The 16,973-nt window shown below is 61.1% G+C and carries 14 protein-coding genes and 1 tRNA gene; 6 read left to right on the top strand and 9 right to left on the bottom strand.

The features are described 5' to 3' along the window. Positions 1-47: 47 nt before the first annotated feature. Positions 48-124 (top strand) — tRNA-Met (locus GM608_RS00005). Positions 125-501: 377 nt separating this feature from the next. On the opposite strand, the gene GM608_RS00010 is transcribed toward GM608_RS00005, so the two are convergent. From GM608_RS00010 to GM608_RS00045, 8 genes are all read right to left on the bottom strand, one after another. Next, complete coding sequence (locus tag GM608_RS00010) at positions 502-924, bottom strand: organic hydroperoxide resistance protein (RefSeq protein ID WP_043559686.1); 423 nt, start codon at positions 922-924, stop codon at positions 502-504. A gap of 178 nt (positions 925-1,102) precedes the next feature. After that, positions 1,103-3,265 (bottom strand): glucans biosynthesis glucosyltransferase MdoH, encoded by a 2,163-nt coding sequence (gene mdoH, locus GM608_RS00015; protein ID WP_249090413.1) that lies wholly within the window; start codon positions 3,263-3,265, stop codon positions 1,103-1,105. 5 nt (positions 3,266-3,270) lie between these two features. After that, complete coding sequence (locus tag GM608_RS00020) at positions 3,271-4,806, bottom strand: glucan biosynthesis protein (RefSeq protein ID WP_154981317.1); 1,536 nt, start codon at positions 4,804-4,806, stop codon at positions 3,271-3,273. Between the two features lie 122 nt (positions 4,807-4,928). Further along, positions 4,929-5,618 (bottom strand): dethiobiotin synthase, encoded by a 690-nt coding sequence (gene bioD, locus GM608_RS00025; protein WP_333644781.1) that lies wholly within the window; start codon positions 5,616-5,618, stop codon positions 4,929-4,931. Positions 5,619-5,623: 5 nt separating this feature from the next. After that, positions 5,624-6,403 (bottom strand): methyltransferase, encoded by a 780-nt coding sequence (locus tag GM608_RS00030; RefSeq protein WP_249109845.1) that lies wholly within the window; start codon positions 6,401-6,403, stop codon positions 5,624-5,626. Continuing rightward, positions 6,400-7,038: an alpha/beta hydrolase gene (locus tag GM608_RS00035; protein ID WP_333644782.1), complete on the bottom strand. Its 639-nt coding sequence runs from the start codon at positions 7,036-7,038 to the stop codon at positions 6,400-6,402. Before GM608_RS00035 ends, GM608_RS00030 begins: the two co-directional genes overlap by 4 nt. Next, complete coding sequence (locus GM608_RS00040; RefSeq protein WP_086442222.1) at positions 7,035-8,219, bottom strand: 8-amino-7-oxononanoate synthase; 1,185 nt, start codon at positions 8,217-8,219, stop codon at positions 7,035-7,037. Before GM608_RS00040 ends, GM608_RS00035 begins: the two co-directional genes overlap by 4 nt. Continuing rightward, complete coding sequence (locus GM608_RS00045; RefSeq protein WP_154981313.1) at positions 8,216-9,472, bottom strand: adenosylmethionine--8-amino-7-oxononanoate transaminase; 1,257 nt, start codon at positions 9,470-9,472, stop codon at positions 8,216-8,218. The genes GM608_RS00040 and GM608_RS00045 overlap by 4 nt, the downstream gene beginning before the upstream one ends. A 242-nt stretch (positions 9,473-9,714) precedes the next feature. Between GM608_RS00045 and GM608_RS00050 the strand changes: the two genes are divergently transcribed. The 3 genes from GM608_RS00050 to GM608_RS00060 all read left to right on the top strand — a co-directional run bounded on the left by GM608_RS00050 (position 9,715) and on the right by GM608_RS00060 (position 11,412). Continuing rightward, positions 9,715-10,236 (top strand): hypothetical protein, encoded by a 522-nt coding sequence (locus GM608_RS00050; RefSeq protein WP_043559746.1) that lies wholly within the window; start codon positions 9,715-9,717, stop codon positions 10,234-10,236. 28 nt (positions 10,237-10,264) lie between these two features. Continuing rightward, complete coding sequence (locus GM608_RS00055) at positions 10,265-10,786, top strand: DUF5384 family protein (protein ID WP_152332660.1); 522 nt, start codon at positions 10,265-10,267, stop codon at positions 10,784-10,786. A gap of 74 nt (positions 10,787-10,860) precedes the next feature. Then, positions 10,861-11,412 (top strand): invasion associated locus B family protein, encoded by a 552-nt coding sequence (locus GM608_RS00060; protein ID WP_166651599.1) that lies wholly within the window; start codon positions 10,861-10,863, stop codon positions 11,410-11,412. 35 nt (positions 11,413-11,447) lie between these two features. Here GM608_RS00060 and GM608_RS00065 read toward each other — a convergent pair whose 3' ends face one another. Beyond that, positions 11,448-12,932, bottom strand: coding sequence for a protein adenylyltransferase SelO family protein (locus GM608_RS00065; protein ID WP_333644783.1), 1,485 nt, complete (start codon positions 12,930-12,932; stop codon positions 11,448-11,450). Between the two features lie 393 nt (positions 12,933-13,325). On the opposite strand from GM608_RS00065, the gene GM608_RS00070 reads away from it, so the two are divergent. Next, positions 13,326-15,476: a peptidase domain-containing ABC transporter gene (locus GM608_RS00070; RefSeq protein WP_043559742.1), complete on the top strand. Its 2,151-nt coding sequence runs from the start codon at positions 13,326-13,328 to the stop codon at positions 15,474-15,476. Next, positions 15,473-16,963: an HlyD family type I secretion periplasmic adaptor subunit gene (locus GM608_RS00075; protein ID WP_081562579.1), complete on the top strand. Its 1,491-nt coding sequence runs from the start codon at positions 15,473-15,475 to the stop codon at positions 16,961-16,963. Before GM608_RS00070 ends, GM608_RS00075 begins: the two co-directional genes overlap by 4 nt. The last annotated feature ends 10 nt before the right edge of the window (positions 16,964-16,973 follow it).

Consider the following 16,973-nt stretch of genomic DNA (forward strand, 5'->3'; position numbering starts at 1 on the left):
CCGCCAGGTCCCCTCGCTCACCCACCCCCATAAAAACCACCCACCAACGCGGGGTGGAGCAGCCCGGTAGCTCGTCAGGCTCATAACCTGAAGGTCGTAGGTTCAAATCCTACCCCCGCATCCATACCCACGAATACTCCCAAACAAGTTGATACGGAACCATCGGCATATTGCTTGTTAACAGTAGAGCTATGTTGTGGGGAAGCGTGCCTGCAGAGCTCTACAAATGGGCTCATGAATGGTTTGGGTGGATTGTTCGGGCAATTTTCTGCCCAGCAAGCGCTCTCAATGCCTGACCCGGGCGTGTTGGCCAAGAAGGTGATATCCCAGATTACGTTTGGATTTGGGTTCCAGGTTACCCTATTGGCAGCAGTGGCGCTTGTCATTACGACATTCAAGAAGAGACCTTCATGATGTCAGCGTGGCTATTGCTACACTACAATGAAGCAATCTCTTAAGACAGAAGGGCAGGGCGCTGGGTCAGCGCCCTGTTCCAACTAATCAGACCAGCGTAACGACCGTCTTGATATTTCCCTTCGTAGCATTGGCGTAGGGGCAGACGAACTCCGTCTTCTTCACCAGCTCAGCGGCTTTCGTCCGGTCCATACCCGGCAGGGACACCTCAATGGCAACTTCCAGCCCGAAACCGCCGTCAGAGCGGGGACCGATGCCGACTGTAGCCTGAACATGCGTGTCCGCAGGAATTTCGATCTTCTCTTCACCAGCAACAAATTTCATGGCACCGAGGAAACAGGCGGAATAACCAGCAGCAAAAAGCTGCTCCGGGTTATTGCCCTTGCCATTGCCACCCATTTCTTTGGGAACACCAAGGTCAACACGGAAGCTGCCGTCTGTGGTCTCTGCAAACCCATCCCGGCCACCGGTTGCGCGTGCCGTGGTTTTGTAAACAACGTTGATGGACATGAACCTACTCCCGCCCCCCATGCGAAGGGCCTGTTATGGTGGTTGGTCCCAGCCGGTCCCGTGGGATACCGACTGGAAACCTCTGCCTGTAGAGATGGGCTCTGCGTCGTTATAGACAATGGGGCTGCCCCATAAAAAAATCAGGGCAGCCCCAACTCTTGTTCAAGATGTATAACCGTCAGTGGTGCTGTGGCGCATCTGTAAGGTTGGGTGTGCTGACAGGGAGGTCAGCCAGAATGGCAATGTCATGGCCACAGCTCAGGACAGCAGCCTTCTCCGCTGGTGTCAGCTGTGCCAGAGCGTCTTCCAGAGTTGCACTTTCCTGAAGCTTCAGGGAGCCAGTCAGCAGCGGCACGGAGATGGGGTCTCCTGGCTTCCGAGGGGGAGGCAGTGTCCGCAGGTGGGCATGCCTCAGGGTTGAACTGCTGCGAAGAGCGTGAAAAGCCTCCACAATTACAGGATGTGGGTGATTCCGTTCTTCATGCGCTTTCTGGATGATCGGCGGTGGCGCCGTTTCTTCAGGAATGAGAAGAAGACCAGCTTTACGCATTGCCTGACCAATCCGGCTGCTGCTGGTGAAGCCGACAAGAGGAATGGCCAGCAGCAGGCCGATCAGGACAGGCAGCATCCAGAGGAACAGGGAAAGGGACACGGACCACGCCGCAGCGCTCAGGATGAGGCCGAACAGGCTGTAGAACCAGTATTTTCGCACCGTATCAGCCCAGGGCAGGCTGCCATCGTCACGGTTCTGGGCCTTCCAGCCGGAATCACGGCCCAGCAGGATGGACAGGATGGCCGAGGTCTGGATCAGCATGGCAATCGGGGCAATGAGTGCCCCAATGAGCGTTTCCAGAAGAATGGACCAGCCAAGCCGTACCACACCACCTGCCTGTTCCCGCTCTTTGGGGTCAAGACAGATGGCAAGAAAAGCCAGAGCCTTGGGGGCCAGAAGGACGATCATGGTCTGGATGAAGACCAGCCGGGCCAGAATGGGATCCACGTGCGGCCAATGTGGGTAAAGGCTGCGCTGTGTGCTGAAATATTCTGGATGATAGAAATGTGCCTGCAAGGCAATGAGAATGCCAAAGAGCAGGAACAGCAGCCAGAGTGGTGACATGATGTAAGAACCGATGCCCACCAGCATGTGGGACCGGCTGACCCAGTGCATCCCCCTGGTGAAGAGGATACGGGCGTGCTGAAGGTTCCCCTGGCACCAGCGGCGATCCCGTACGGCAATGTCCGTCAGGGAAGGGGGGCTTTCCTCATAGGAACCACTCAGACCCGGAACCATGTGGATGGCCCAGCCGCCACGGCGCATCAGGGCTGCTTCGATGAAGTCATGGCTCAGAATATGCCCGCCAAAAGGTGGCTTGCCGGGAAGGTGTGGCAGACCGGCCTGCTCGGCAAAGGCCTGCGTGCGGATGATGGCATTATGGCCCCAGTAATTACCTTCCGAGCCATGCCACCAGGCAATCCCCTGTGCAATCAGTGGCCCATACACACGTCCGGCAAACTGCTGCATCCGGGCAAAGAGTGTCTGTCCCCCCACGATGACAGGCAGGCTTTGAATGAGACCAACCTGCTCATGCTGTTCCATGGCGGCCGCCATGCGGACAATCAGTCCACCATCCATCAGGCTGTCTGCATCCAGGGTGAGCATGGCCGGGTAGGCCCCGCCAAAACGGGTGACCCATTCGCCGATATTCCCTGCCTTGCGGTCCGTGTTCTTGAAACGGCGGCGGTAGAACAGGTGCTTGCGGGCGTAATCCTGTTTGTGGAGGTCCAGAATGGCCTGCTCTTCCTGCACCCAGATGTCTGGATCAGTCGTGTCGGAAAGGATGAAGATGTCGAAATGGTCGCCCCGTCCCGTCTCCTGAAGGCTCTTGAGCATGGCCCGGAGATTGGTCATCACCCTCTGGGGCGGCTCATTGTAGGTGGGGAGCAGGATGGCGGTCTTGCCGGACAGTTGCGGCAGTGGGCCGGTGCGGCGGATGCCAAGCCCCAGCCCGCCATGACGTAGCATGGCCCAGAAGCCCCCGAGTGCTGAGGCGCAGGACAGGGAGATCCAGAAGCTGAGGATACTGAACAGCCCCAGCATGATGATCCCTAGCGTGCTTGTCCCCAGGGAGTTGAAGACGGCGTTGATCTTGACCACGCTGTAGCCGGTCAGGAGGAAAGCAGCCCCAAACACGGCCAGGCGTCGCAGCCAGAGCAGCGTCGGGGTCGTAGGGAGCCGCCAGAAGGCCCGGCCATGGCGGTCCGGTGCCTTGTGGAGGTCCTGCACGGGCATGGGCAGGGGAGATTCGGGAGGAAGAAAAGCAGTCTGCTGCGTGTGTTGCATCTCTCTCATGGGGTCCAGCGGTACAGCCATGTCTCGGAAACAGGCCCCTGCATGTTGGCCAGCTGGACCTGAAGCTCGCAGAGTTTCGTCTCCCCAGGGGTCAGCTGGAAGAAGGCCCGGATGCCATTGATGTCCGGATTTGGCATGAGTGTGATGGCTCCGATGCTGCCTGTCGATGTCTGGGCGACAAGGTGATAGGAAGCCGGATCGGAAAGTGTACGGAACGGCTCACCATCAAAATCCAGCACGAACTGGACCCTGTCGGGGTGATCCGTCACGGCACCGACACGGGTATCATGGATGCGGGCCAGATGGGTCGGCCATGGCGTGTCCCAGCCCCAGTACATGCGATACGTGAAGTTGTAGCTCTGCCCGGCCTTCATGGGGGACTGGGGGCGCCAGAAGGATACGATGTTGTCGTTGACTTCACTGGGGGTAGGAATCTCCACCAGATTGACACTGCCCCTGCCCCAGTTGCCGACAGGCTCCACCCATAAGGAGGGGCGCTTTTCGTAATGCAGGGCGAGGTCTTCATAATCATGGAAGGACCGTTTGCGCTGCATCAGCCCATAGCCATAGGGCCCGGCATCACTGAAGGATGAGAGCTGGAGGTCGGTCGGGTTGGTCAGCGGGCGGTAGATGTTCTGGCCAGCGCCCGTCCATATCTGGAGGGCTTCACTGTCATGGGCGGCAGGTCGCCAGTCATTCACATGCACCCGGTCATTGGCATCGAAATAATACATGCCTGTCAGTGGGGCGATACCGCCTGCCGAGATGTCCACACGGGGGAAGAAGGTGGACTGGACATCAAAAAGGGTCGTCTCCCCGGGACGGATGGTAAAGCGGAACGCACCGGTCAGGGAGGGGCTGTCCATCAGGGCATGCAGGACGAGGGACTGGCTGCCCGTAGCCGGCTTCTCAAGCCAGAAGGCCCGGAAAACGGGGAATTCCTCACCGGTCGGTGTGCCGGTATCCTTGGCAAAGCCCCGGGCAGACAGGCCGTAATTCTGCCCTTTTGCCACGGCACGGAAATAGGAAGCCCCGAGGAAAACCGCACATTCCTCCATGACATCAGGCCGGTTGAGGGCATAGCGGATGCGCAGGCCGGAGAACCCCTCCCCGGCGCTGATGTTCAGAGAGGAATCCCGGCTGCTGAATGTGTCAGCTGTGCAGGTGATGGGGTGGGCGGCGCCATTTTCGACCTCAAAAACATCAACCTGTTGTTTGTACAGATAGCCACGGGGAAAGAACTGGACATCGAAGGCCAGATGATCCTGTCCCCAGAGGGTTTTTTCAGGATTGAACTGGATGGACGAAAACTGGTCGAACGTCATGTGGGCCAGAGAGTCAGGCAGGTCCTTCGGTGGTGCATGGTAGCTTCTGCCGGCCAGAGCCTGGGCCAGGGAGCGCACGGTACCGTCATCAAAATGGGTCGGAGCGACGTCGACTGTCTGTGCCCGCAGGCTGCGTCCCCCTGCAAGAGCCAGTCCTGCTCCGAGGCTCATACCTGCTTTTACAAGTTCACGACGATGCAGTTTCATGATGTACTTTCAAAACCCCGCCTGTCCATACAGTCTTGTTCCCTGTCTAACCCGGGATCAAAGGGTGAGGGAATGGTAATTTCAGGGCAGATTACATTAAAAAAATGTAGTCTCAATGCTGATTAAAGGGGACTGTTCAGGTTCCATATTTCCTCCCAGGACGGAAACTGGCACGTTATCCTGTTGATATCATGGGGCTCTGGTGTGCCGGGAATTGCGGGAAGGTGATGGAGAGACCGGGTCCGTCCCAGCCGTTCCAGCGTCTGGCTGTTCTGGGGAGAGGCTGGCCCGTTGGTGATGAAGCCGAGGACAGGAATATCACGTCGATACAGGGCTTCCAGGCTGAGCAGCGTGTGGTTGAGCGTCCCCAGCCCGCTGCGTGTGACCAGAATGACGGGCAGGCCCAGTCGGGCGATGAGGTCGATCATCAGCATGGTATCTGTCAGGGGGACCATGAGGCCACCAGCTCCTTCCACGATCAGCGGAGCCTGCGGGACAGCAGGCAGGGTGAGCTGGTCAGGGTCCAGCGTTACCCCTTCCAGCAGGCCGGCCGCAGCCGGTGCCAGGGGGGCCTGAAAGGCATGGGCCGGGGGCAGGAAATGCCTGTCCGGCAGGCCGGTCAGACGCTGGACGGTGGGTGTATCCCCTTCTTCTTCAGCCAGACCGGTCTGGAACGGCTTCCAGTATGTGCCCTGCCACGCTTTCGTCAGGATGGCACTGGTGAGAGTCTTGCCAATGCCGGTATCCGTCCCGGTGACGAAAACGCCTTGCGGAGCCGCCTGTGGCAGAGGAGAGGGGGAGGAGAGGAGCATGGTGGTCAGTGTCCTTTCTGGAAGGCGCCGAAGGCGGCCTGATAGGTCACATGGTCGAAATGGCTGTCAAAATGGCGCATGGCCCTGCGCAGGCCCAGGGTCGGCTGATGCCCGTTTTTCGGCAGGGACGCCCCGATCATGCGCAGCCCCTTCAGGAAGTGCCGGGCCGAGGGGCTGGGGTCATGGAGCGGGCAGGCGTCCCATTGGCCATGCCCTCCCGGTGGCCAGTCCTGCTGAAGCTGCGTGAGGGTGGGATAGTCCGGCACGCCACAGGGAATGGCGGCGGCTTCACAGCTTTCCTGCCATTCATGCAGGCTGCCCGCCAGCAGGGTGCTGACCATCAGTCGGCCGCCGGGCCGCAGGAGAGCCACAAGGTCACGGAAGGCTCCGGCCCGGTCCTCGAACCATTGCAGGCAGAGGCTGGAGGTGATGAGGTCGAACCCTCCACCTGTTTCATCCCGTGGCTGGGGATGTTCCCCATCCATGACATAAAGATGCACGGTTGCGGGCAGAGGAGCCAGAGTCCGGCGGACCCTGTCCAGCATGGCAGGGGCCAGGTCGGTCAGGTGAAGTTCCGCCTGCGGGAAAGCGGTCACCAGCTCACGGCTCAGCAGGCCGGTTCCGCAGCCGAATTCCAGAATCCGGCGGGGCGGGTGCAGGAGATGGCTCTGGCAGATGCGCCCGGCCAGCATCCGGGCGCATTGTTTCTGGATGAAGGCCGCCTGTTCATAATCGTGGGCGGCATCAAAGCGGGCGGCAATGTCGGTCTTGCGGTGGGATGTCATGCTGGAGGGGTGTCCCTGATGATGCGCCTGAGAAGGATGGCGCAGTCCTGCGGGTGCGTGAGGGGCAGAAGATGCCCGCCGGGCAGGCTGATGCCATTGGCTGCGGGACCCAGCCCGTTTCTGGCAGGAGAGAGCGGGTCATCCGGGCTGTGCAGGCTGTGGAGACGCCCTTCCCAGCGGGGCAGGAGGGGGCGGTGGTCCATCCCGGCCAGTGCGGCAAGGCCGGTTTTCAGGGCTTCATGGTCCAGCGTGGTGGGGAGAACGGGATCGGTCTCTCCACACATCTGGCGGAACTGGCGCAGGACATCCCGTGGCTGACGGTCCAGCTGCCGGATCATGCGGTGAAGGATGCGTTCCGGCACACCGTCCGGGAAATCCTCGTCTCTGGTGAAGCGGGCAAAGCCGTTGATGCTGATGAGGCCAAGGCAGTGCGGTGCTTCCAGGGCCAGCAGGGAACAGGCCCCGGCGGAATGGCCCACGGCCCAGAAGGGAGTTTCCGGCAGGTCTGGCCGTGTCGTCGCTCCGAAATAGCCCGCATCAGCACAGACATGCCGGAATTCCGGCAGATGCTGCCGCAGTGGTGTCCAGAAGCTGGCATCATAGCCCCAGCCATGCAGGAAATGGAGCGTCATCATCGGGGCGTCACACTTCGCAGGCTGTCCAGCAGGGCGTCGCCGAGCTGGTCTATGGTGGTGGCGGAAAGGCGGCTTTCCAGAGCGATCCGCAGGCGGGCCGTGCCGGGCGGGACGGTGGGCGGACGAATGGCAATGCTGAGGAATCCTTTTTCCTCCAGAGAGCGGGCGACATGCAGGGCCGTTTCACTGTCTCCGATCATGACCGGAATGATCTGTGTGCTGGAGGGGCCTGTCTTCCACCCTGCATCATTCAGTCGCTGGCGCAGACGGCTGGCCTGATGCTGGAGATGCAGGCGTTCAGCCTCCAGTGAAGGGACGATCTCAAGGGCGGCATCCAGTGCCCCGAGGCAGGCAGGGGGCAGGGCCGTGCTGTAAATGAAGCCGGAGGCCTGATTGACCAGATAGTCGCAGAGGGCCCGACTTCCCGTCACGAAGGCTCCCATTCCACCCAGGGCCTTGCTGGCCGTGCTCATGGTGATGTCCGCCAGCCCGCTGGACAGGCCGCACCCACCCGGCCCCAGAACGGCGGTGGCATGGGCTTCATCAACGTAAAGGAAGGCCCCGTGACGGTCTGCCAGTGCCCGCAGGGCGGGGATGTCGGCCCGGTCTCCATCCATGGAGAAGACAGTCTCGGTGATGACGAATTTCAGGCCCTTCTGGTCGGCATGGCGGTCCAGCAGGGTTTCCAGATGGGCAAGATCGTTATGATGGAAGCGCACCTGCCGCAGCCCGGCCGCCAGACAGCCATGATGCAGGCTGGCATGGTTCAGGCGGTCCATGAAGAGGATGGCCGGATGGCCCGTCTGCTGGCGGGACAGGTGGTTGAGGGCGGGGAGCAGGGACGCATTGGCCTGCCATCCGCTGGCGAACAGCAGGGCCGCCTCGCTTTTCTTGAAGCGGGCCAGTTTTTCTTCCAGCTGCGTGTGCAGGGGCAGGGTACCGCTGACAAGGCGGGAGGCCCGTGCGCCCGTGCCGTACCGTTCCGCCCAGTCCGCCGCCCTCTGGCGCAGCAGGGGATGGTCCGCAAGGCCGAGATAGTCGTTGGAGGTGACATCAACCAGCTTCCGGCCCTGACGGAGCAGAGAGCCGCCCTGCCGCTCCACGGGGACAAGATGGCGGCGGGTATGCTGGCGGTCCCGCTCATGCAGGGCTGCCTGAAGGGCGGACTGGAGGGTGTTCATCCCAGATGGTCCTTCAGGACATGATGGATGCTGCCGGTCAGTCTGCTCAGCTCATCGGGCGTGATGGTGAAGGCGGGCGTGAGATAGACGATGTGCCGGAAGGGACGGACCCAGACGCCCTTTTCGATGAAGGCCCGCTTGAGGGCCTCCGGGTCATCCAGCGTTTCCAGCTCCACGACACCGATGGCACCCAGAACACGGACATCCCTGACGCCGGGCAGGGAGCGGCAGGGTTCCAGCTCTGCTGCCATCTGGGCACTGATGGACTGGACCTGTTCCAGCCGTGGCTCCTGATCGAACAGGTCCAGCGAGGCATTGGCCACGGCACAGGCCAGTGGATTGGCCATGAAGGTCGGGCCATGCATGAGGGCATGGAGCGGATCATCCGAGAGGAAGGCCTCGAACACGTGTTTCCGGGCAATGGTGGCGGCGAGGGGCATGGTGCCGCCTGTCAGGGCCTTGGACAGGGTGATGATGTCCGGCGTGATCCCGGCCTGTTCGCAGGCGAAAAATGTCCCCGTCCGGCCGAACCCGGTGAAGATTTCATCAATGATGAGCAGGATGCCGTGGTCATCGCAGAGACGGCGGAGATGACGGAGGGTTTCCGGCCCGTGGAAGAGCATCCCGCCTGCCCCCTGCACGAGGGGTTCGGTGATGATGGCGGCGATCTCGTGGCTCCGCTCGGAGAGAAGGGTTTCCAGTGCCGCCAGCGTCCCGGGCGTGGTGGGGAGGTCGGCAATGATCTGCGGTGTCAGGGCCTCTCCGAACAGGCGGTGCATCCCTTCTTCCGGGTCGCAGACGGCCATCATGGCCAGCGTGTCCCCATGATACCCGCCCCGGAAGGAGAGGAGCCTGTGCCGCCCTTCCCGCCCCTGGTTGAGCTGGTACTGGATGGCCATCTTGGCTGCCACCTCCATCGCCACGGACCCTGAATCGGTGAAGAAGACCCGCTCCAGATCGCCGGGCAGCCGGTCTGACAGACGCCGGGCCAGTGTCATGGCGGGCTGGTGGACCATCCCGCCGAACATGACATGCGGCATCGTTTCTGCCTGCCGGACGAGGGCCTGCCGGATATGGGGATGGTTGTAGCCGTGGCAGGCCGTCCACCATGAGGCGATGCCATCAACAAGCGTCCGTCCATCCGCAAGGGTGATGGTGCTGCCGGAGGTGGCGGCAGCCTCCACCGGCATGGGGGCGGTCTGCATCTGGCTGTAGGGCAGCCAGAGATGGGGGAGGGTGCTGGCAGTGGTCATGGGGCTGGGTCCGTCTGACAGTCAGGGAAACATGAACTGGTTCACTATCGGACCGGTGATGTCCCGTAAAGGTGGAAGAATTTTGCACGAATCCGGCTTGACGATGGGGTTCCTGTTTCTGGAAAAAGGGATGGTTGGCCTTCCCGGGTGGTGCTGCCTGGAGGGATGTTCCTGTAATGGAAGGCTTTTTTCATGGCCCTGTCTGTATTCTGTGGTGGGCTGTTCTGGAGAGTGGAGAGACCATGTTGAAAACCCGTGGCCTGATGGCTGTCATGATCGTACCTTTTCTGGCTCTGGGTGCCTGTGTGACGCCGGGACAGGAGTCACGGCCGGATGTCTATGACCAGTCCCAGGTCAATACCGTGCAGCGGGGCCGTGCCGTGCAGATCATTTCCGTGTCTGCTGCCCGTGTGAACGTGGACAATTCCCGTAACCGCGATACGGCGAAGATTGTCGGTGGCATTCTGGGGGCAGCTCTTGGCAGTGGTCTGGCCGTTGGTGCTGGTCATGCTGGCTGGGGCGGTGGTCTGGCTGCTGGTGCCGGTGGTGCCCTGGGGGGATCCCTTGTGGGTGGGCAGGCTGTGGGTGGTCATACGCTTGTTGATGGTGTGACGATTGCTTACCAGGACCGGGCTGGCGGGGATGTCCTGCTCTCCACACAGGTGGGCCGGACTTGCGAATACCGGCCCGGTACGGCACTGCTGGTGTCAACGGGTGAGAATGGGACCCGTGTCCAGCCCAATGCGGCCTGCCCGAAGCGTTGAGGCAGAGTCTTTCCCGGAGGAGGATGGAATGATGCGTTCAGGTGGATGGAATCGTATGTTGCTGGCTCTGGTTCTGGCAGCTCCCTGGGAGATGGGGGGTGCCGCCCTTGCACAGGCGACAGACCCTGCCCAGCTCGAGACACTTGGGCGCATCCAGGACAGTCAGGACCAGCGCCGTCTGGCGTTGGAGGCCGCCCAGCAGCAGGCTGCCCGGGCGACGCAGCAGAGGCAGGAAAGGTTGCGGCGGCAGGCAGCGGACAGTGCCGCCCGCATTGCGGCTGCCCGCAATTCCCGCAGTGATGCGGAATGGCAGGATGACCGGCGTTACAAGGAGGCCAGCCGTGAGCTTGAGCTGAAGGAAGAGCAGCTCAAGCTGAAGATGCTGGAGACCAGGGCCAGCCGGGAGGATGACGTCATCAAGGCCGATCTCGCCCGGAAACAGGCCGAGACGGACCGTGTGATCCAGACCTCGCAGGGCGATGCCAAACTGAAGGCGGATGTGGGCACGGCCGCCCGGATGGCGCAGCGGCATTGGTGGGAAAGCAACTGACAGGCTGGTGACCAGCAGGGTCCTATGGTCTATAAGGCCGGACGACTGAAATGGCTCGGGACGGAAAAAAGACCATGGCAAAAGGTGGTGTGGCGGTGCGACTGTTGGGGGGGCTCTGGGGCTGTGTGCTTCTGTCGGGGGTGTCCGCCTATGCGGCGTCCAGCCTGCCCAACGGGGCTAGCTCCCTGCGGGAGCGTTATCAGGACTGGGATGTGGCCTGCCTGGCACCTGATGATGGGGCAGGGGGGGATGGTCATGTTCAGTGCGCCATGCAGCAGCAGGCGCTGGAGCCCCGGTCCCACAGGCGGGTCATGAGCATCCGTCTTGAGACTGACGGAACACAGGTGCGTGGTGTGGCTACGGTGCCCTTCGGGCTGGACCTGGTTCGTGGCCTGACACTGACCAACGCCTCCCAGCCTGTAGGGGATGTCTATTCCTTTTCCACCTGCCTGCCGACAGGGTGCCTTGTTCCCCTGAGCTTTGATGACCAGCAATGGGCCAGCCTGCTGAAAGAGCCGAAGGCCGTTTTCACGGCCATGACGTTTTCCGGCAAGCCGATGAAGCTCTTTTTCTCGACGAAAGGGCTGGATCAGGCCCTTCAGCGTGTCCGCAGCCTGACGCAGTGAAAAGAGCTTTCCCCGCCTGACAGTGGCGGGGAGTGTCATGTCCCGCAGAATGTGTGGTGGACTTCCTCCTCTGGCCGGGGGGCAGCATCCAGCCCGTCATCGGCCTCGGCAAAAGGGGTCTTCAGGGCTTCATGAAGTTTGTGGAACAGCCGGTAATCGCCCGTCATGGCCTGTGACAGTGCCGCTTCAACCTGATGGTTGCGGGGGATGATGCGGGGGTTCGTGCCCTGCATGGTTTTCTGGCGGAGTTCTGGCGGGCGCGTTTCCAGCGTCAGGCGATGAAGGATTTCTGTCCGGCACAGGTCGAAATGGCCCCTGTTGCCGGGGAACAGGTCCCGCAGGGCTGAATAATCCCCGTCGATGGCGACTTCCGGGGAGCCCATCATGCGGAAGGTGTTCGTAAAATCGGCCTGCCCGGTATGCATGGTTTCCAGAACATGCTCCAGCAGGCGGATGTCATGGTCATCCCGTGTTTCCAGTCCCAGCTTGCGCCGGAAACCTGCCAGCCAGTGATGGTGGAACAGCCCGTCATAATCATGCAGGGCTTCCTGCGCCTGGTCGATGGCCCTGTCCTCATCGTCATCAAAGAGTGGAAACAGGCATTCTGCCAGACGGCTGAGATTCCACAGGGCTAGGGCGGGCTGCCGGCCATAGGCATAGCGGCCATCCCTGTCGATGAAGCTGAAGCGTTTCATGGGATCGAACCGGTCCATGAAGGCGCAGGGGCCATAATCCAGCGTTTCCCCGGAGAGGGCGCAGTTGTCAGTGTTCATGACACCGTGGATGAAGCCGGCCTCCATCCATCGTGCCACAAGCTGGGCCTGCTGTTTTATGGCGGTTTTCAGCAGCGCCAGATAACGGCCCGGCCCTTCCGCAGCGAGGTCGGGGAACAGGCGCTGGATGGTGAAATCCGCCAGCTGGCGGACATGCTCCAGCCTGCCATGCGCCGCAGCATATTGAAAACTGCCGACCCGGACATGGCTGCGGGCCACCCGTACGATCTGGGCACCGGGCACGGGGCCCTCGCTCCGGTCTACCATGTCACCGGTCGTCAATACGGCCAGTGCTCTTGTGGTAGGAATCCCGAGAGCATGCATGGCTTCACTCACCAGATATTCCCGCAAGGCGGGCCCCAGCGTGTTCTGGCCATCACCGCTGCGGGAGAAGGGCGTCGGGCCTGTTCCTTTTATCTGGAGCTCCACCAGACAGCCATCTTCCATCTGGCAGTCGGCAATGAGGGCGGCCCGGCCATCACCCAGAGAGGGAACGAACTGGCCGAACTGGTGTCCGGCATAGGCCATCGCCACAGGCCCTGGTGACGTGTCATCCCGGCCTGGCAGCAGCCCGCGGGAGAGAAAGGCCAGCCCTTCGGCAGAGTGCAGCCAGTCCACATCAAGGCCGAGCTGTTGTGCCAGGTCCGTATTCAGGGCAACGAGGCGGGGGGCTGTGGCAACAGGCAGGGTGAGGGGGCGGTAAAAGAAATCCGGCAGGGATGCCGCCTGGTGCGGAGGTGTCAGCATGGAGGGGCCTTCTGCTGTTGGGCAAGAGGGAGGCCATGGTGGCCCCGTTCAGTGCCTTCCAGATGGGGAGCTGGCTGGGAGAATGGAAGGGGAGAGAGGGAGGCACCACAAGATGAGCAAAAAGTAACAGCAAATCATATTGTGCCCTTGCTTGTGGCCTGTAACTGCCTATAGATTTCCGTCTGGCATGATGTGAGTGGGGTATCAGGCAGCAGAACGCCTGATGCGGGTGAAGAGACAAGGTAAGGATATTCTGTGGAGAACCAGCCTCCAACTGGCGAACAGTCTTCCGGGCAGGAAGCTGGAGGCCACAAGTCCAATACCCATGGGCCAGACCATGGCAATGCCAGGCCACAGCGTGTGAGCCCGGTCTATATTCGTCTGCGGGCCGTCATGGCAGCGGCGCGGTATCATGGTATCGAGCTGGATATACACGACTTTGCCGCAGAGCCTGGGGAGTCGTCTCCGTCGCCTGCAACCCTTGTCCGTTGGCTCAGGGATTTTGGGGCCGTGGCCAAGGGGATGCGCCTGCGGTGGCGGTATCTCGTAAAGCTGGGCTTCACGCCGCCTGTCGTGCTTCTGTTCAGGGATGGGTCTGCTGGCCTGCTGGTCCGTACGGACCCTGAGAAGGGTATTGTCTGGCTGCGGGACCCCCTCAAGGGCGAGGGAGAGCCACCTGTTCCGATTGATGAGCTGAGGCTGATGCAGCTCTGGACGGGTGATGTCGTCCTCATCAAGAAACGCAGCGATGAATCCGAGGCGGACGCCAATTTCGACTTCTACTGGTTCGCCAAAATGGTCATGCGGGAGAAGAAGGGCCTGCGGGACATCGTCTTCTCCTCCATGGTGCTGAGCGTTCTGGGACTGTTCCCGGCCATGATCGTCATGCAGGTGGTGGACCGGGTCATCAACTATCACTCCATGGCGACCCTGGTCTCCCTGACGGGTTTTGTCGTCATTCTAAGCCTGTACGAAGTGCTGCTGACTTACGCCCGGCAGGAATTGACACTGGTGGTCAGTACCCGGCTGGATGCCCGTATCTCCCTCCATGCCTTCAACCGCCTTCTTGCCCTGCCGCTGGAGTTCTATGAGCGCCAGCAGGCTGGTGAGGTGCTGGGGCGCTTCAACTCCATCTTCAAGGTACGTGACTTCATGACCGGGCAGGTGCTGAACACCATGCTCGACATGTTCATGCTGATGGTTGTCATGCCGGTGCTGTTCTACATGAGCTCCACCCTGGCCTGGCTGACACTCGTTGCTGCCGGGGCCATCGGTCTGATCGTGGTCATCATGCTGCCTGTGGTCAGCCGTGTGGCGGGCAAGATGGTCCGGGCGGAGATGCAGCGGGGAGCCACACTGTATGAGACCGTGGCCGGTATCCGTACCGTCAAGACCCTGGCGCTGGAAAATACCCGGCGGGCAGCGTGGGACAATCGCACGGCCGTTGTCATCCACTGGCGTCTGGCGTCCCAGCGTCTGGCCAACTGGGTCAGCACGATGGTCCAGCCGCTCAACATGTTCATCAACCGGGGGATCATCCTGGTTGGTGCCTATCTGGTGCTGACGGACGCCAACACCATGCAGGGCGGTGCGCTCATGGCCTTCATGATGCTGGGCGGCCGTGTGGCTTCGCCGCTGGTCGGTCTGGCCAAGATCATGGAGTCCCTCAATGAAGTGACCGTGTCTCTGGGAGAAGCTGGCGAGGTGCTCAATCAGCCAACGGAAACCTACGCCCTGACCCACGGCATGCGTCCGCCCATCAAGGGAGCGCTGAGCTTCAGCAACATCAATTTCACCTATCCCGGAGCTTCGACCAGGGCCTTGTCGAACGTGACGTTCGAGGTTCCTGCCGGGACCATGCTCGGCCTTGTCGGGCGTTCCGGGTCCGGTAAATCAACTATCACCCGTCTTCTTCAGGGGGTCAGCCGGGAATATCAGGGTTACCTGCGTCTTGATGGTGTCGACCTGCGTGAGATCAACCTCCATTACCTGCGGCGGTCTTTTGGTGTGGTCCTTCAGGACAACTTCCTCTTCCGGGGCACCATTCATGACAACATCACCGCCGGGCGCCCGGGTCTGACACTGGATGATGTGATCCGGGCGGCCCGTCTGGCTGGTGCGGAGGAATTCATCGAGCGTATGCCCGCTGGGTATGAGACTTGGATCGAGGAAGGATCGACCAACATTTCCGGTGGCCAGCGGCAGCGTCTGGCCATTGCCCGTGCCGTGATCTCTGACCCCAAACTCATGATTCTTGATGAGGCAACATCTGCGCTGGACCCGGAATCCGAGGCCCTCGTCAATGCCAACCTGAAGAATCTGGCCAAGGGGCGGACCATGGTGATCGTGTCGCACCGTCTGTCCTCGCTGGTGGATTGTGACCAGATTGCCGTGATGGATCAGGGGCGGGCCATTGATATTGCTCCGCATGAGGTCCTGCTGGAACGCTGCGACGTGTACCGTACCTTGTGGCTCCAGCAGAACCGGCATCTTTCGCAGGGTGCACAGGCAGGTGATGGTCCGTCTTCAGGAGGGCAGGAATGATGAGCGAGAGCAGGCATACCGGGTCTGGCCCCGCACAGGAGACAGAGCAGCAGGCTGCCCCCAACATGGATGAGGACAACCACAAGGGGCCACGCAAGGCGGATGATCCGTTTGCCCCGGAGGACATGCCCATAGCCCTGCTGGAGTTCCATTCTCCTACACTGGGGATGGTCAATCTGCCCATGACGGCCTCGGCACGCTACATCACGTGGCTTGTGGGGTCGCTGGTGCTGGCCAGCGTGGCGGCCATGGCGCTGTTCCCGCTCAACAAGGTCGTGACTGTCACGGGGCGGATCATCTCGACCGCTCCCATCGTGGTGGTACAGCCTGTGGCCCAGGGGCGTGTCAGATCGATCAATGCCCGGGTTGGCGAATATGTCCATAAAGGGCAGGTTCTGGCCCGTCTGGATCCGACACTGAGCAATGTGGACATGGAGAATCTCTCCGCCCAGATGCAGTCCCTTCAGGCAGAAGTGTCCCGGCTCAAGGCGCAGGCCTCCGATGGGGACTATCAGGCAGACATGAACGTGCCAGCCTCCATCCAGCAGGCGCAGGTCTTCATGCAGATGAAGGTGGATTATCAGTCCCACGTTGCGGATTTTGACCGTCGCATCGCCGGAATGCAGAACGACCTTCAGGCGGCCAGGGCCAGTGCGGCCATGTATGCCAGCAAGCTGAAGGTCACGCAGGCCGTGCTGGACATGCGGGAACGGGAGCAGAAAGAAGCCGTGGGGTCCCGTCTTTCCACCCTCGGGGCACAGGACGCCGTGATGGATACGGAGCGGGCGCTGATCTCTGCCCAGCAGACGGCTGGTGCTACGGAAAACCGTCTGAGCGCCCTCAAGGCCCTGCGGGAAAGCTATATCCAGTCATGGAAGACGAAGATCTATGAAACGCTCGTGGTTGGCGAGCGGCGGCTGGACCAGCTGAGGAGTGACTACCGCAAGGGGCGTGTCCAGCAGAAGGAAATCGATCTGCGGGCCCCACAGGATGGTGTCGTGCTGACCATAGCCCCCATTTCTGTCGGAGCGACGGTGGAACCCACCCTGCGGGTGATGACGCTGGAGCCGACCGACAGCGGGCTGGAGGTGGAGGCTCTCATGAGCCCGCAGGACAGCGCCTACGTACGGCAGGGCCATCATGCCATCATCAAGTTTGCCAGCTTCCCTTATGTCCAGTATGGCGGGGCGAAGGGTACGGTCAGCATCATCAGTGCCGATACGTTCCTGCCACCTGAAATGGTCGAGGGGAACATCAGGGCCGGGATTGATCCTTCTGCCATGATGAAACAGGGTGATTCTGTCATTTTCTACCGTGTCCGGCTAAGAATTGACAAATATACCCTTCATGGTCAGCCTTCTTTCTTCCATCCCAGTGCGGGTATGCCAGTGACGGCCGATATTGATGTCGGCAAGCGGACGATCCTGAAATATCTGTTCAGTCGCGTTGTACCCGCAGCAACAGAGGGCATGAGAGAGCCCTCTTAAAGGCGGAGGT

It is taken from the genome of Bombella sp. ESL0380, from assembly GCF_009725805.1.
Classification (GTDB): Bacteria; Pseudomonadota; Alphaproteobacteria; order Acetobacterales; family Acetobacteraceae; genus Bombella; species Bombella apis.

Bases quoted from the DNA above. Each gene is read 5' to 3' on its own strand.
- GM608_RS00010 (WP_043559686.1), bottom strand. From the start codon at position 924: ATGTCCATCAACGTTGTTTACAAAACCACGGCACGCGCAACCGGTGGC.
- mdoH (WP_249090413.1), bottom strand. From the start codon at position 3,265: ATGCAACACACGCAGCAGACTGCTTTTCTTCCTCCCGAATCTCCCCTG.
- GM608_RS00020 (WP_154981317.1), bottom strand. From the start codon at position 4,806: ATGAAACTGCATCGTCGTGAACTTGTAAAAGCAGGTATGAGCCTCGGA.
- bioD (WP_333644781.1), bottom strand. From the start codon at position 5,618: ATGCTCCTCTCCTCCCCCTCTCCTCTGCCACAGGCGGCTCCGCAAGGC.
- GM608_RS00030 (WP_249109845.1), bottom strand. From the start codon at position 6,403: ATGACATCCCACCGCAAGACCGACATTGCCGCCCGCTTTGATGCCGCC.
- GM608_RS00035 (WP_333644782.1), bottom strand. From the start codon at position 7,038: ATGATGACGCTCCATTTCCTGCATGGCTGGGGCTATGATGCCAGCTTC.
- GM608_RS00040 (WP_086442222.1), bottom strand. From the start codon at position 8,219: ATGAACACCCTCCAGTCCGCCCTTCAGGCAGCCCTGCATGAGCGGGAC.
- GM608_RS00045 (WP_154981313.1), bottom strand. From the start codon at position 9,472: ATGACCACTGCCAGCACCCTCCCCCATCTCTGGCTGCCCTACAGCCAG.
- GM608_RS00050 (WP_043559746.1), top strand. From the start codon at position 9,715: ATGTTGAAAACCCGTGGCCTGATGGCTGTCATGATCGTACCTTTTCTG.
- GM608_RS00055 (WP_152332660.1), top strand. From the start codon at position 10,265: ATGATGCGTTCAGGTGGATGGAATCGTATGTTGCTGGCTCTGGTTCTG.
- GM608_RS00060 (WP_166651599.1), top strand. From the start codon at position 10,861: ATGGCAAAAGGTGGTGTGGCGGTGCGACTGTTGGGGGGGCTCTGGGGC.
- GM608_RS00065 (WP_333644783.1), bottom strand. From the start codon at position 12,932: ATGCTGACACCTCCGCACCAGGCGGCATCCCTGCCGGATTTCTTTTAC.
- GM608_RS00070 (WP_043559742.1), top strand. From the start codon at position 13,326: ATGGCAGCGGCGCGGTATCATGGTATCGAGCTGGATATACACGACTTT.
- GM608_RS00075 (WP_081562579.1), top strand. From the start codon at position 15,473: ATGATGAGCGAGAGCAGGCATACCGGGTCTGGCCCCGCACAGGAGACA.